The sequence below is a fragment of the Streptomyces sp. NPDC038707 genome, assembly GCF_040636485.1.
Lineage (GTDB): Bacteria > Actinomycetota > Actinomycetes > Streptomycetales > Streptomycetaceae > Streptomyces.
In genome coordinates, this window is sequence record NZ_JBEZUP010000010.1 from 74,057 (window position 1) to 88,895 (window position 14,839).

A 14,839-nucleotide genomic window follows, 5' to 3' on the forward strand; every position below is an offset into this window, starting at 1 on the left:
GTCCGGTCAGGGCAGCCACTTCTTCCACACGGACGGGTGGCTGTCCACCCACCTCTCCGCCGCCTCGGCCGGGGACAGCTTCTGCTCGGCGATCATCAGCGACACGTCGTTCTGGTCCTCGGTGGTCCACCGGAACTTCTTCAGGAAGGCCGCCGCCTCGCCGCCGGACTTCGCGAAGCCCGCGTTGAGGTACTTCTTCAGCGGGGTGTGCGGGTAGCCGCAGGCGACCTTCGCCGGGTCCGCGTCGCAGCCCTCCTTGTGCGGGGGCAGTCCCACCTCCGTCATCGGCACCTTCTCGAACAGCCACTGGGGCGCGTACCAGTACGTGAGGAAGGGTTTCCGCTCCTTGGCGAACCGCTTGATCTGGGTGATCTGCGCGGCCTCGGAGCCGGCGAAGACGACCCGGTAGTCCAGTCCCAGGTTCTTCACCAGGGCCTTGTCGTTGGTGACGTAGGACGGGGAGCCGTCCATCAGCTGGCCCTTGCCGCCGCTCTCCGCGGTGCGGAACAGGGGGGCGTACTTGTCCAGGTTGCGCCAGTCGGTGATGTCCGGGTGCTGTTCGGCGAGGTACGCCGGCACGAACCAGCCGATGTGCCCGGTCACCCCGAGGCCGCCGCCGGGCACGACCGTCCCCTTGTCCTCGACGTAGCGCTTCTCCTGCTCGGGGTGGCCCCAGTCCTCCAGGAGGACGTCGACCCGGCCCTGGCCGAGCGCGTCCCAGGCGGGCACCTCGTCGACCTGGACGGTGTCGACGCGGTAGCCGAGCTTGTGCTCCAGGATGTACTGGGCCACGGCCGCGTCGGCCTGCGCGCCCACCCAGGACTGCACGGACAGGGTGACCGTCTTCGCGCCCCGGGCGTTGGCGAACGGGCTGGCCTGCTTGGTCATGTCGGCGGCGCCGCAGCCGGTGGTGAGGGCCAGGGCGGCCACGGCGGCCGTGATCGCGGTACGACGCATGTCAGGCTCCCTTCCCCGCGCGGCGGCGGGCCGGCTGGGTCACCCGGTCGAGCATCAGGCCCAGGCAGACGATGGCGGCGCCGGCCACCAGACCGGTGGCCAGGTCGCCCTGGGCGAGGCCGAAGGCGACGTCGTAGCCGAGGGCACCGCCGCCGACCAGGCCGCCGATGATGACGACGGCGAGGACCAGGACCACGCCCTGGTTGACGGCGAGCAGCAGCGCGCGCCGGGCGAGCGGGAGCTGCACCTGCCACAGCTGCTGCCGTCCGGTGGCGCCGAGCGAGCGCGCCGACTCCAGCGCGGCCGGGTCGACCTGGCGCAGGCCCTGCGCGGTGATCCGGACGACGGCCGGGAGGGCGTAGACGACGGCCGCGGCGACGGCGGGGGCGCGGCCGACGCCGAACAGGGCGACGACCGGGATCAGGTACACGAACTGCGGCATGGTCTGGAAGACGTCCAGGACCGGGCGCAGGGCGCGGTCGACGCGGTCGCTGCGGGCCGCGGCGACCCCGGTGGCGAGGCCCAGTGCGAGGGTGACGGCGACGGCGGCCAGCACCTGGGAGAGGGTGTCGAGCGCCGGTTCCCACACGCCGAGCACGCCGATCGCGGCCATGGCGCCGACGGCGGTCAGCGCGGTGCGCCAGGTGCCGATCGGCCAGGCCAGCGCGGCGACCAGGAGCAGCACCGACCACCAGGGCATGCCTTGCAGTCCGGCGCGGACCGGGTCCAGGACCCAGGTGGTGAAGCGGCCCGCCCAGTCGGCGGTGCCGCCGACGACCGGGACGCCGGAGTAGAGGTGGTCGGTCATCCAGTCGACGGCCCGGTCGACCGGTCCGGCGATGTCCAGGTTCCAGGCGGGGGGCCAGTCGGCCGCGCCGAGCAGCCGGGCGGCGAGGGCGGCGGCGCCGGCGCCGGCCACGGTGACGGCCCAGCCGGTGAGCGCCGGCCGGCCGCCGGTCTCCGGGCGGGCGGGGCCGGCGCCCGCCGCGCCGGTCAGCCGGTCCAGCACGATCGCGAGCAGGACGAGCGGGATGCCGGCGGCGAGGGCGGCGCCGACGTCGACCGAGGCGAGCGCCTGGTACACGCGGTCGCCGAGGCCTCCGGCGCCGATGACGGCGCCGATGACGGCCATGGACAGCGCCATCATGATCGTCTGGTTGAGGCCGAGCAGCAGTTCTTCGCGGGCCAGCGGGATCCGGGCGGTCAGCAGCCGCTGGCGGCGGGTGGCGCCGAGCGACTCCACGGCCTCCAGGACTTCGGGGTCGGCCCCGCGCAGGCCGAGCGCGGTGAGGCGGGCCATCGGCGGGGCGGCGTAGACGACGGTGGCGAGGACGGCCGCGGGGACGCCGATGCCGAAGACCAGGACGACGGGGAGGAGGTAGGCGAAGGCCGGGAGCACCTGCATGGTGTCCAGGACCGGGCGCAGGGTGCGGTCGAGCCGGCCGGAGAGGCCGGCGGCGAGCCCGAGGAGGGCGCCCACGACGACGGAGGCGAGGACCGCCACGACCATCAGGGCGAGGGTCTGCATGGTCGGCACCCACATGCCGAGGGCTCCGCAGGCCAGGAAGGCGACGGCCGTGCCGGCGGCCAGGCGGAGGCCGGCCAGGCGCCAGGCGAGCAGGGCGCCGAAGGCCGTCACACCGGCCCAGCCCGCCGCGAGGAGGGTGAGGTAGACGGCGCGTACGGCGATGACGACCGCGTTGCTGACGTGGCCGAGGAAGTACAGGAACAGGGGGTGGCTGTCCCGGTGGTCGATGACCCAGTCGCCGGCGGCGGCGAGGGGCCGGTCGAGGCTGACGGTCAGGGAGTGGGGCCAGGTGCCGTTGCCCCAGCGGTTCAGCAGGGGCAGGAGGACGGCGGTGAGGAGGGCGAGGAGGAGGAGTTTGGCGGCGGCCCGGTTCCTGAGCAGGCGCGGGGCCCTGGTCCGGGCGGTCGGGAGACTGAGCGTTGCCATCAGACGGCCTCCCGGGTGGTGCGCGCCGGGGGCCGGCCCGCTTGCCGCTGCTCGCCGGATGCCGTTTCGTCCGGGGCAGGTGCCGGCCGGGCGGCACGACGGCCGGCGGCCAGGGAGGAGGCGGCGCTCGCGGCCGCGGCGGTCCCGGGCGGGGTGGCCGCGGCGGGCGCCGCGGCGGTCCCGGGCGGGGTGCTGAGGGTTTCGGGGGGTTCGGGGGTCACGTCCCGCTCGGACGCGGTGTCGGGGGCGACGCCCGCCACGACGCCGAGCAGGCGGTCCGGGTCGACCACGCCGAGGCAGCGGCCCGCGTCCACCACCCGGGCCGGGGTGCCCGCCCGGGCCACCGCCTCGATGGCCTCGGCGACCGTGGCCTCGGGGCGGAGGGCCGGGCCGTGTCCGGCGTCCTCGGGGGACACCGGGCGCATGGCGCTGCGGCAGGTCAGCACCTGTTCGCGGGGGACGTCGCGGACGAACTCGCGGACGTAGTCGTCGGCCGGGGCGCCGACGATCTCCTCGGGGGTGCCGAGCTGCACCACCCGGCCGTCGCGCATCAGGGCGATGCGGTCGCCGAGCTTCAGGGCCTCGCTCAGGTCGTGGGTGATGAAGACCATCGTGCGGCCCTCCTCCCGGTGCAGCCGGGTCACCTCGTCCTGCATGTCCCGGCGGATGAGCGGGTCCAGGGCGCTGAAGGGCTCGTCGAACAGCAGCACCTCGGGGTCCACGGCCAGGGCCCGGGCCAGGCCCACCCGCTGGCGCTGGCCGCCGGAGAGCTGGCCGGGGCGGCGCTTCTCCATGCCCGCGAGGCCGACCTTGGCGACGAACTCGGCGGCGCGCTCCCGGCGTTCGGAACGGCCGACGCCCTGGATCTCCAGGCCGTAGGCGACGTTGTCGAGGACCGTGCGGTGCGGGAGCAGCCCGAAGTGCTGGAAGACCATGGCGGCCCGGTGCCGGCGCAGTTCGCGCAGCCGGGAGGTGTCCATCGCGCGGACGTCCTCGCCGTCGATGGCGATGGTGCCGGCCGTCGGCTCGATCAGCCGCGTCAGGCAGCGGACCAGGGTGGACTTGCCGGAGCCGGACAGACCCATGACGACGAACACCTCGCCCTTGCGGACGTCGAAGGAGACGTCCCGGACGGCGGCCGTGCAGCCGGTGCGGGAGCGGAGCTCGGCGGGGGTCAGCGCGCTCAGCTCCGGGTCGGCGGGGACGCGCTCGGCCTTGGGGCCGAAGACCTTCCACAGGCCGGACACCGAGAAGACCGGGTCGGCGGTGGTGGGCGGCTTGCGGGTGGGGACGGTGAGGGTCATCGCAGGTCACCTCCGATCAGGTCGGCGGCCTTCTCCCCGACCATGAGCACCCCGATCATCGGGTTGACGGCGGTCATGGCCGGGAAGACGGACGCGTCGGCGATACGGATGCCGTCTAGACCGCGGATGCGCAACTCGGGGTCGACAACGGCGAGTTCGTCGTCGGCGGCGCCCATCTTGCAGGTGCCGGCCGGGTGGTAGACGGTGTGGGCCGCCTTGCGGGCGTACTCGCTCAGCTCGGCGTCGCCGGTGATCTCCGGGCCGGGGCACACCTCGCGCTTGAGCCAGCCGGCCAGCGGCTCGGTCCTGGCGATCTCGCGGGCGATGCGGATGCCGTCGACCAGGGTCCGGGCGTCGTAGTCGTCCTCGTCGGTGAAGTAGCGGAAGTCGAGGGCCGGCTTGACGGCGGGGTCCGCGCTGGTCAGGTACAGGCGGCCGCGGCTCCTCGGCTTGGGGATGTTCGGGGTCATGGAGACGCCGAACTCCGGCCTCTCGTAGCCGAGGCGCTCCGGGTTGTCGGTGAACGGGATCTGGTAGAAGTGGAACATCAGGTCCGGTCCGGCGTGCTCCGGGTCGCGGCGCACGAACAGGCCCGCGTCGGAGTCCATCGCCGAGTTCTCCGGGATCGGGCCGTGGGTCTCCCAGACGATGACCGACTCGGGGTGGTCGAGCAGGTTCTCGCCGACGCCCGGCAGGTCGTGCGCGACGGGAATGCCGAGCGCCTCCAGGTCGGCGCGGGGACCGATGCCGGAGTGGAGCAGCAGGCGCGGGGAGTCGACGGCGCCCGCGCACAGCACGACTTCCCGGCGGGCCCGGACCAGCAGTTCCTCGCCGTCCTTGGTGCGCACGCGCACGCCCTCGGCGCGGGTGCCGTCCAGTTCCAGCTGGTACGCCCAGGTCTCCAGCAGGATCGTCAGGTTGGGACGCTCGTCCATCACCGGGTGGAGGTAGGCGACGGAGGCGGAGGAGCGCTTGTTGGTCTCCGGGTGGTAGGCGAGGTCGAAGAAGCCGACGCCCTCGCTGAACGGCGCGCGGTTGAAGCCCTCGACGCGGGGTACCCCGAGCGCCTCCTGGGCGGCGTCGACGAAGTCGCGGGCGATGGCGTTCCGGTCCTTCTCGTCCACGGAGACGATGTTGTTCTTCAGCCGGGCGAAGTAGGCCTCCATGGGGACGGCGCCCCAGCCCTTGGCGCCGGCGGCCTCCCACTCGTCCCAGTCGGAGGGCAGGGGCTTGAAGGAGATGAGGGTGTTGTGCGAGGAGCAGCCGCCGAGGACGCGGGCGCGGCTGTGCCGGATGTGGGAGTTGCCGCGGGGCTGCTCCACCGTCGGGTAGTCGTAGTCGAGTTCGCCGCCGAGCAGGCCCATCCAGCGGCGCAGGGTGAGGACGTCGTCGCGGCCGACGTCGCTCGGGCCGCCCTCGATGACGGCGACGGTGACGTCCGGGTTCTCGGTGAGCCGGGAGGCGATGACGGAGCCGGCCGTGCCGCCGCCGATGACGACGTAGTCGTAGACGTGGGGGGTGCTGTCGGACATGGGGGTACTACTCCAGGGACTCGGTGCAGGGGGAGTCGAAGGCCGCCGGCCGGTGGGACGGGTGGGGGTCGGTCAGTGGGCTGGGTCGAGCCGGCCGGGTGCTGAACGGCGGTCAGCCGGCGAACCAGCGCACCGGCTTCGGCGCCAGGTTCTGGTAGACGTGCTTGGTCTCGCGGTACTCGGCGAGCCCGGCGGGGCCCAGCTCACGGCCGGTGCCGCTCCTGCCGAAGCCGCCCCACTCCGCCTGCGGCAGATAGGGGTGGAAGTCGTTGATCCAGACGGTGCCGTGCCGCAGCCGGGACGCGACCCGGCGGGCCTTCGCGGTGTCCGCGCTCCAGACCGCGCCGGCCAGGCCGTACTCGGTGTCGTTGGCGAGGCGGACGGCCTCCTCCTCGGTGCGGAAGGTCTCCACGGTGAGGACCGGGCCGAACACCTCCTCGCGGACCACGCGCATCTCGCGGTGGCAGGCGTCCAGCACGGTGGGCTCGTAGAACCAGCCGGTCGCGGGGCGCTCGGGGGACGGCTCGGGCCGCTTGCCGCCGCAGCGCAGGACGGCACCCTCCGCCAGGGCGGAGGCGACGTACGCCTCGACCTTGGCGCGCTGCTGCTCGGAGACGAGCGGGCCGCACTCGACGCCGTCCGCCGTGCCGCGGCCGAGCCTGATCTGCTGGGCCCGGCGGGCGAGTTCGGCGACGAAGCGCTCGCGGACGGACTCCTCGACGATCAGCCGGGAGCCGGCCGAGCAGACCTGGCCGCTGTGCAGGAAGGCCGCGTTGAGGGCCTGGTCCACGGCGGTGTCGAAGCCCTCGTCGGTGGCGCAGGCGTCGGCGAAGACCACGTTGGGGTTCTTGCCGCCGAGTTCGAGGGCGACCTTCTTCACGGTGGGCGCGGCGGCCTGGGCGACCTTGATTCCGCTGGTCAGACCGCCGGTGAAGGAGACCAGGTCGACGTCGGGGTGCTCGGCGAGGCGGGCGCCGACGGTGTGGCCGGGGCCGGTGACGAGGTTGGCGGTCCCGGCGGGCAGGCCGGCCTCGGCGAGCAGCCCGATCAGCGCGACGGTGGTCATCGGGGTGATCTCGCTGGGCTTGACCACGAAGGTGTTGCCGGCCGCCAGCGCCGGGGCGATCTTCCAGCTGGCCTGGAGGAGCGGGTAGTTTCAGGGGGTGATCAGGGCGCAGACACCGACGGGTTCGTGGACGACCACGCTGTGGATCTCGGGCGTGCCCGCGTCGACCACCCGGCCGGGGGCCTCGGCGGCGACCAGGTCGGCGAAGTAGCGGAAGGCGTCGGCGACGCAGTCGATGTCGACGCGGCCCTCCTCGGCGGTCTTGCCCGCGTCCCGGCTCTCCAGCAGGCCGAGTTCCTCGCGGTCGCGGGTGAGGAGGCCGGCGACGCGGCGCAGCAGCGCGGCGCGTTCGGCGACCGGGGTGCGGGGCCAGGGGCCGTGGTCGAAGGCGTGCCGGGCGGCGGCCACCGCGCGGTCGGCGTCCTTCTCGTCCCCCTCGGCGACCACGGCGAACGGCAGGGCGTCCGCGGGGTCGAGGATCTCCCGGGTCGCGCCGGAGGCCGCCGCCAGCCACTCCCCGTCCGCGTGGATGGTCGCCCGGGGCTGTCGTTCCGTTCTGTCCGCCATGTTCGGTGTTGCCTTCCGTTCCTGTTCCGTGCCCCTGTGTCACACGCGTGTCACGCTCGGGGACCGTCGCCGCCTGCCCAGGGCTCCGGCCGGGCATGCGGAATCCGGGGCCGAACGTGCGCGGGGTCACGGAAAACGGGGGCCATAGCGGGTGGAAACGGAAGGCCGGTCGCGGCTAACCGGTCGCCGGCCCCGGCGTCAGCAGCTCCCGTACGCAGGCGCGCAGCCAGGCGTGGGCCGGGTCGGCGTCGTGGCGCGGGTGCCAGGCGAACCCGACCGTCATGGTGGGCAGCGGCAGCGGGATCTCGAAGGCGACCAGTCCGAGGGCGTCGGCCAGCGGGCGGCCCCACTCGGTGATCAGCCCGATGAGGTCGGTGTCGCGCAGCGTGAACAGCGAGGCCGGATAGCTGCCGACGCTGCCCACCACCCGGCGCCGGAGACCGAGCGCGGCGAGGGCGTCGTCGACGGGTCCGCGCTGTCTGCCGCGCCGGGAGACGACGAGGTGCCCCGCCGCCCCGGCGAACCGCTCGGGCGTCACCTCCCCCTCCAGCAGCGGGTGCCCGGCCCGTACGACGCCGAGCATGCGGTCCTCGTGCACGGTCTCCACATGGACCTCGGGCGCGGCCGAGTCGATCACCCCGACCTCCAGGTCGGCGATGCCCTGCCGCAGGTACGGGGCGTCCGTGTGGCTCTCGCTCAGGAAGCGCAGCCGGATGCCGGGGACCTCGCGGGCGGCGCGGGCGAGGAGGGCGGCGCCGTGGGTGGCGGCGATCATGTCGTGGCCGAGAACGGTGAAGGTGCGGGTCACCGTGCGCAGGTCGGCGTCCCGGCCCGGCGCGAACAGGGCGCGGGCCCGCTCGACCACGGCGCCGACCTCGGCGCGCACGGCGAGCGCGTGCGGGGTCGGCACCATGCGTCGGCCGGCCCGGACCAGTACCGGGTCGCCGAGCGCCTTGCGGATCCGGCCGAGGGTGCGGCTCATGGCCGGTTCGGACAGGTGCAGCCGGCGGGCGGCGCCCTGCACGCTCTCCTCCTCCAGCAGCACGTCGAGCGCGACCAGCAGATTCAGGTCCAGGCCGGTGGATTGCGTCATGTGCAGGTGTTCCTTGCGAAGGTTGCACTGGAGGTAAGGGCGGGGCCGAGCCTACGGTGAGGACGCATCCCACACCACCCACCAGCTCCCGGAGGAGCCGTGCCCGCGCACGCCCTGACCCGCCCCGTCCTGCTCACGCTGTGCGCCTGCGTCCTGGTCGCACAGAGCATGGTCGCGGCCGTCAACCTGCTGATACCGCAACTGAGTTCGTCCGCCCTGCACCCCTCGCACACCGAGGTGCTGTGGACGGTCGACGCCTACGTCATCGTCTTCGCGGGCCTGCTGATCCCGGCCGGCGCGCTCGGCGACCGCCACGGCCGCAAGGGCGCCCTGCTCGCCGGCCTCGCCCTGTTCGCCGCGGGCGCCGCGACCAGTGCGCTGGCCCCCGGACCGGCGCTGCTGATCGCCGGCCGGGGCCTGTCCGGGGCCGGGGCCGCGCTGATCACGCCCGCGACGATGTCGATCCTGGTGCACCTGGCCGGGCCCGGGCACCGGGCCCGGGCGATGGCGTCCTGGACGCTGGCCATCGGGCTGGGCGGGATGGCGGGCAACCTGGGCGGCGGGCTGGCCGGCCAGTACCTGTCCTGGCGGGCGCTGTTCGCCGCGATGGTGCCGCTGGCGGCCGTGCTCGCCGCCGCGGTCGCGGTGACCACCCCGCGCACCGCCCGCTCCGCGCAGGGCAGCCCCGACCCGGCCGGCACCCTGCTGCTCACCGCGGGCCTGGCCGCGGTGCTGTTCGGCATCATCGAGGGTCCCGGCCACGGCTGGACGTCGGCCCGCATCCTGGCCGCGTTCGCGGCGGGGGTCCTGCTGCTGGCCGCGTTCACCGGGCACGCCCTGCGCTCGCGCGCCCCGCTGTTCGACCCGCGGGTGTTCCGCTCCGCCGGGCTGCGGGCGACCTCGCTGGGCCTGGCGACCGGCTTCTTCGGCCTGTTCGCCCTGTTCTTCGTCAACTCGCAGTACCTGCAGCAGGTCAAGGGGTTCGGTCCGGCGCTGACCGGGGTCGCGATCGTGCCGCTGATCGTCGGCATGGCCCTGGTCCCGAGGTTCGCGGCCCGCTGGTCGGCGCGTCCGCGTCCGGTCGTCGGCACGGGGCTGGCGCTGATCGGCCTCGGCCTGCTGGCCGCGTCCACGGCGGACGCGCACACCCCCTACCCGCTGTACGCCTGCTGGCTGCTGGTCATCTCGGCGGGCACGGGCCTGGCCATGCCCGCGCTCACCCTCGGCGTGGTGGTGTCCCTGCCCGCGCACCAGGCGGGCCTCGGCTCCGGTCTCGGCACCTCGGCCCGCGAGATCGGCGCCGCCCTCGGCGTCGCCGTCGCCGGCACCGCCCTCGCGGGCCACGCCGACTTCGCGAGCGGCATGGGACCGGCGCTGCGGGTGGTGGGCCTGACGGTCCTGGCGGCGACGGCCCTGGTCGTCATCGGCCACCGGGACCCCGGCCGCCCGTCCCGGTCGGCCCCGGTGGCGCGCGTGACACGGGAGCCGGTGGCCTGAAACGGTCGGTGCGTCCCGGGCGGCGGCGCACAATGCGGGCCCCGACCGGAAGGACCCGCCGTGCGCCGTATCCCCACCTGTGTGCTGACCGACGCGGCCCCGCCCCGGGTGAGCGGCGGCCACGCGGTGGACCGCTTCGTTCAGATCGGGTCCCTCACCAAGGCCCTGACCGGCACGTTGCTCGCCCGGCTGGCCGAGGCGGGCGTGGTCGCACCCGGCGACCCGGTCGAACGGTGGCTCCCGGCCCCGCCCGGCACCGGGATCACCCTGCTGCACCTGGCCCGGCACACCTCGGGCCTCCCCCGGCTGCCGCCCGGCCTCGGCCGCCGCGACCCGTACGCCGCTTTCGGCCACGCGGAGCTGGCGCGGCTGGTCCGCCGCCTGGACACCGTCGCCGTACGCCCGCCGGGGGACGAGGAGTACTCCAACCTCGGGTACGCGGTCCTCGGCGCCGCCCTGTCCGCCGCGGGCGGCGCCGCCTACGAGGAGCTGCTGGAGGCGTACGTCCTGCGGCCGGCGGGCGTCACCGAGGTGGCCGCCCGCCCCGCTCCCGCACACCGGCTGACGGCGCCCGGCCTGCTGCCGGGGACGCGGCGCCGGCCCTGGACGACGGACGGGGCGGTCCTCCCGGCGGGCGGCCTGTGGGCGACACCGCGCGCGGTCGCCGCGCTCGTCGTGGCGCTGCTGGTGGAACGGCGGCTGGGCGGGCCCGGCCCGGGGTGGCAGTCGGCGGGTCCGCTCACCTGGCACAACGGCGCGACCGGGGACGCGTCCGTGTTCGCGGGGGCGATGGCGGACGGGCGGGGGGCCGTGGTGCACCGGCTGAACGGGCGGCCGGAGGACACCGACCGGGCCGGGATCGCGCTGCTGAGGCGGGCGTAGGCCGCAAGCAACGAGCCCGGAAACAGCCCCGGAACGACGAGTCCGGAAACGACGAGGTCCCCTCCCGCCGCAGCGGGAGGGGACCTCGTGTGTGGAGCGCCGGGCAGGCCTTGCACCTGCATCTCCCCGCAGGAAGCGGGGCGTCTTTCCTTGGACCACCAACGCACAGTCGGCTTCCGGGAGTTCCGGTGGCCGGTGTGTGATCAACTATAGCCCACACCGGCCGCCGGGGTCACCTTCGGACGCTCAGATGAGGCCGAGGCCGCGGACCGCCTCGCGCTCCTCCGCCAGCTCCTTGACGGAGGCGTCGATGCGGGCGCGGGAGAACTCGTTGATGTCCAGGCCCTGGACGATCTCGTACTTGCCGTCCTTGCAGGTGACCGGGAAGGAGGAGATCAGGCCCTCCGGGACGCCGTAGGAGCCGTCCGACGGGATGCCCATGGAGGTCCAGTCGCCCTCGGCGGTGCCGTTGACCCAGGTGTGGACGTGGTCGATGGCGGCGTTGGCGGCGGAGGCGGCCGACGAGGCGCCACGGGCCTCGATGATCGCGGCACCGCGCTTGGCGACGGTCGGGATGAAGTCCTCGGCCAGCCACTTCTCGTCGTTCACGACCTCGGCGGCGTTCTTGCCGGCGACCGTGGCGTGGAAGATGTCCGGGTACTGGGTGGCGGAGTGGTTGCCCCAGATGGTCAGGCGCTTGATGTCGGCGACCGAGCTGCCCGTCTTCTTCGCGAGCTGGGTCAGCGCGCGGTTGTGGTCCAGGCGGGTCATCGCGGTGAAGCGCTCGGCCGGGACGTCCGGCGCGGCGGCCTGCGCGATGAGCGCGTTGGTGTTGGCCGGGTTGCCTACGACGAGCACCTTGATGTCGTCCGCCGCGTGGTCGTTGATGGCCTTGCCCTGCGGCTTGAAGATGCCGCCGTTGGCCTCCAGCAGGTCACCGCGCTCCATGCCCTTGGTGCGCGGGCGGGCGCCCACCAGCAGGGCCACGTTGGCGCCGTCGAACGCGACGTTCGGGTCGTCGGTGATCTCGATGCCCCGGAGCAGCGGGAAGGCGCAGTCGTCCAGCTCCATCGCGGTGCCCTCGGCGGCCTTGAGCGCCGGGGTGATCTCCAGGAGGCGCAGCTTGACCGGCACGTCCGCGCCGAGCAGCTGGCCGGAGGCGATGCGGAAGAGCAGGGCGTAACCGATCTGGCCGGCCGCGCCGGTGACGGTGACGTTCACGGGAGTGCGGGTCATGGCGTTCTCCGTATGACAGCTGGCGGTGGGGCGTCCCTGCCCCGGGCGGATGATCGATCTCTTGGTATCAAGAGAGATCAGCGGTCAGGCTATCGCGCATCCGGCATGTGAGACCCCCGGGGCCGTGTGGCTCACCCCACAAGGGGACCAGTGGGACGTAATGCCTGGCCGGCCGTGGTGGGGGCGGAAACGAACGGCGGCCGTGCGCCGTCCGGGAGAGGAGGGACGACGACGGCCGCCGGAGGGGGGCCGGAGTTCCGGACTCCCGTGGGGGTACGGTTCGCGTGCCCAGGATCTGGGGCCCTATGCACGCGGACCGGAATTTCTCACTCCGTGCAGCCGGTCTGGCCCGAGGCGAGCGTGGCGCACGCCCTGGCCTGGGCCGGGTTCCGCACGGCGACCATCGGGGTGTACCCGATCGTGTCCCCCGAGGCGGTGATGTCGCCCGTCTGCCGCTCCTTGCCCGCGGTGACCCGCACGGAGTCGCCGGGCACGCCGCTGGTGATCCGGCCCCAGGCCGTGCCGCAGGCCTTGCTGTAGCGGACCTCCAGGGTGGTGGTGCCGACGGTGGCGGTCTTGGCGGTGGTCACCAGGTCGCCGCTGCACCCCATGGCCTCGGCGTCCTTGCCGGTGCAGGCGGAGCCGGCGCACTTGACGCCGGGGGGCGGGCTGACCGGGGCGGCCGACCGGGAGGGCTTGGCCTCGTTCCCGGCCTTGCCGTCGCCGTCGTGGTGGGTGAACCAGAAGACACCGGCTATGAGGACGAGCACGCCGATCAGCCCCGCGAAGAACATCACCACCTGCTGCCGGCGCGCGGACCACCGCTCCGCCGGCCCGGGGCGCCCTGCGGGAGTACGGGCGGGACCGGGCGTGGACCCGGCCGGCGGGGTGCCGAGAGCCCGGGTGGCGTCCGGCCCGGCGGGGGTGCCGGGGGCGTTGAGGGCGTGGGGCGGGGTGGCCGGGGTGGTCGCCGCGGCTCCGTCCGACCGCACCCCGGGCCAGGTGCCCGGGCGGGCGCTCGCCTGCGAGGGGCCCCGGTAACCGGCCACTCCCCAGCTGTTCTTGACGGGCTTGTCCGCCTCGCCGCCGGTCGCACCGGTCCGGCCGGAACCGTCGGCCGGACGCGCGCCGGAGCCGCCGCCGGTGACCGCCCCGCCGCCGGCCACCGGCCAGGTGACCCGGGGCGGGCCCCCGGCGGCCTTCCCCTCGGCGGCCTTCCCCGCGCCGTCGGCCGTGCCCCCGCCCTCCGCCGTACGCCCGCCGGCACCGCCGCCCTTCGCCCAGCCGGTGGTGCCGGAGCCCTTCCGGGTGGCCGTGCCCGCGCCGCCCGCGCTCCCCGGACCGTCCTTCGTGCCGCCCTTCGTACCATCCCGGGCGCCGGTGTCGGCGTCCCGGGCCGACGGCTGGGCCGGGACGGCGGGCGGACCCCCGCCGGGGCCGGCGGCCGCCGGGACGACGGCGGTACCGGCACCGCCCGTCCCGGAGCCCTTGCCCGGCTCCTCTCCGGGGTCTTGCCCCGCGCCCTTGCCCAGCCCCTTGCCGGCGCCCTTGGCGAGACCCGGACCGGTGCCCTTGCCCAGCCCCTTGCCGAGGCCGAGGCCCTTCACGACGCCCTTGCCGACGCTCTTCCGGTCGCTCTCCCCCTCCGCGATCCGCAGCGCCTGCAGCGTGCTGCCGTCCCGCAGTTCGGCCTGGCTCCAGACACGTTCGGCCAGCTCCCACAGCGTGGTCAGCGGGCCCGGAGCGGTGCCGGTGACCTCCGCGAGGGCGATGACCGCGCCCTTGGGCGCCAGCAGCCGGCCGTCGAGGTACCGCTCCCAGGACGTCGTGCCGTAGCCCGTCCGGTCGGCCAGTGCCGTGATGTCCAGGCCGCTGCGGTCCACGAGTTGCCGCAGTCCGACGGTGAACTCCTCGATCTGCGGGTGCAGATCGTCCGGCAAGGCTGTCCATCGAGGCATGGGTTCCCCCTCTTCCCCCGGTCGTGCTGTCGATCGCGCACCCCGGACACCCACAGGGATGCATTGACCAAGGATCCCAGTTCCCGGAGCCGGACGCACACGACGGTCCGTCAGCAGCCGGGAGTGACCAGTCCCGTCTCGTACGCCAGCACCACCGCCTGGGCCCGGCTGCCCAGGTCGAGCTTGGACATCGTGCGGTTGAGGTGGGTCTTGACGGTGGCCTCGCTGATGTAGAGGCGGTCGGCGATCTCCGGGTTGGACAGGCCGCGCGCGGTGAGCTTGAGCACCTCCACCTCACGGGAGGTGAGCGCGTCGAGGGCGGGCGGGGCCTCCTGGCCGGACGGGGTCCGCTGCCGGGCGAAGGCCTCCACCAGGCGCCGGGTGACGCTGGGCGCGAACAGCGCGTCGCCCCCGGCCACCGCGGTCACCGCGGCCAGCAGCCGCTCCGGCCCGGAGTCCTTCAGCAGGAACCCGGAGGCGCCGGCCCGCAGCGCCCCGTACACGTACTCGTCCAGGTCGAAGGTGGTGAGCACCAGGATCCGCGGCGGGCGGTCGGCGGCCTCGGCGAGGATCCGTCCGGTGGCCTCGATGCCGTTGACGCCGGGCATCCGGATGTCCATGAGGACGACGTCGGGGCGAGTGTCGGCGGCGAGCCGCACGGCCTCGGCGCCGTCCGCGGCCTGGCCCGCCACCTCGAAGCCGGGTGCCGCTTCCAGCAGGCCGACGAGCCCGGCCCGGATGAGGAACTGGTCGTCGACGACGAGCACTCTGATCATCCCGCCGGTCGTCCCCC

10 protein-coding genes and 1 pseudogene are annotated in these 14,839 nt (G+C 74.5%); 2 read left to right on the top strand and 9 right to left on the bottom strand.

All coding sequences use genetic code 11. The features are described 5' to 3' along the window. Positions 1–6 precede the first annotated feature (6 nt). The 6 genes and pseudogenes from AB0E62_RS16080 to AB0E62_RS16105 form a co-directional block, all read right to left on the bottom strand. Entirely contained in the window at positions 7–957 is a 951-nt protein-coding gene (locus AB0E62_RS16080; protein WP_362193037.1) for an ABC transporter substrate-binding protein, read from the bottom strand. Between the two features lies 1 nt (position 958). Next, positions 959–2,911, bottom strand: a complete 1,953-nt coding sequence (locus AB0E62_RS16085) for an ABC transporter permease subunit (RefSeq protein ID WP_362193040.1) — start codon at positions 2,909–2,911, stop codon at positions 959–961. Further along, positions 2,911–4,215, bottom strand: coding sequence for a glycine betaine/L-proline ABC transporter ATP-binding protein (locus AB0E62_RS16090; protein WP_362193043.1), 1,305 nt, complete (start codon positions 4,213–4,215; stop codon positions 2,911–2,913). The genes AB0E62_RS16085 and AB0E62_RS16090 overlap by 1 nt, the downstream gene beginning before the upstream one ends. Next, positions 4,212–5,747, bottom strand: a complete 1,536-nt coding sequence (locus AB0E62_RS16095; protein WP_362193046.1) for a GMC oxidoreductase — start codon at positions 5,745–5,747, stop codon at positions 4,212–4,214. The genes AB0E62_RS16090 and AB0E62_RS16095 overlap by 4 nt, the downstream gene beginning before the upstream one ends. A gap of 112 nt (positions 5,748–5,859) precedes the next feature. Next, positions 5,860–7,380, bottom strand: a pseudogene (locus tag AB0E62_RS16100) (aldehyde dehydrogenase family protein). Positions 7,381–7,555: 175 nt separating this feature from the next. Beyond that, entirely contained in the window at positions 7,556–8,473 is a 918-nt protein-coding gene (locus AB0E62_RS16105; RefSeq protein WP_362193049.1) for a LysR family transcriptional regulator, read from the bottom strand. Between the two features lie 99 nt (positions 8,474–8,572). Here AB0E62_RS16105 and AB0E62_RS16110 point away from each other — a divergent pair, with 99 nt between their 5' ends. Further along, positions 8,573–9,970: an MFS transporter gene (locus AB0E62_RS16110; protein WP_362193052.1), complete on the top strand. Its 1,398-nt coding sequence runs from the start codon at positions 8,573–8,575 to the stop codon at positions 9,968–9,970. A 60-nt stretch (positions 9,971–10,030) separates the two neighbouring features. Further along, positions 10,031–10,852 carry a serine hydrolase domain-containing protein gene (locus tag AB0E62_RS16115; RefSeq protein ID WP_362193055.1) on the top strand — a complete coding sequence of 274 codons (822 nt, stop codon included), beginning with the start codon at positions 10,031–10,033 and terminating at the stop codon, positions 10,850–10,852. Positions 10,853–11,098: 246 nt separating this feature from the next. On the opposite strand, the gene AB0E62_RS16120 is transcribed toward AB0E62_RS16115, so the two are convergent. The 3 genes from AB0E62_RS16120 to AB0E62_RS16130 form a co-directional block, all read right to left on the bottom strand. Then, positions 11,099–12,088 carry a malate dehydrogenase gene (locus AB0E62_RS16120; RefSeq protein ID WP_362193058.1) on the bottom strand — a complete coding sequence of 330 codons (990 nt, stop codon included), beginning with the start codon at positions 12,086–12,088 and terminating at the stop codon, positions 11,099–11,101. Between the two features lie 326 nt (positions 12,089–12,414). Continuing rightward, positions 12,415–14,046, bottom strand: a complete 1,632-nt coding sequence (locus AB0E62_RS16125; protein ID WP_362193061.1) for a DUF2690 domain-containing protein — start codon at positions 14,044–14,046, stop codon at positions 12,415–12,417. A gap of 110 nt (positions 14,047–14,156) precedes the next feature. Further along, positions 14,157–14,822: a response regulator transcription factor gene (locus tag AB0E62_RS16130; protein WP_362193064.1), complete on the bottom strand. Its 666-nt coding sequence runs from the start codon at positions 14,820–14,822 to the stop codon at positions 14,157–14,159. Positions 14,823–14,839: the final 17 nt, after the last annotated feature.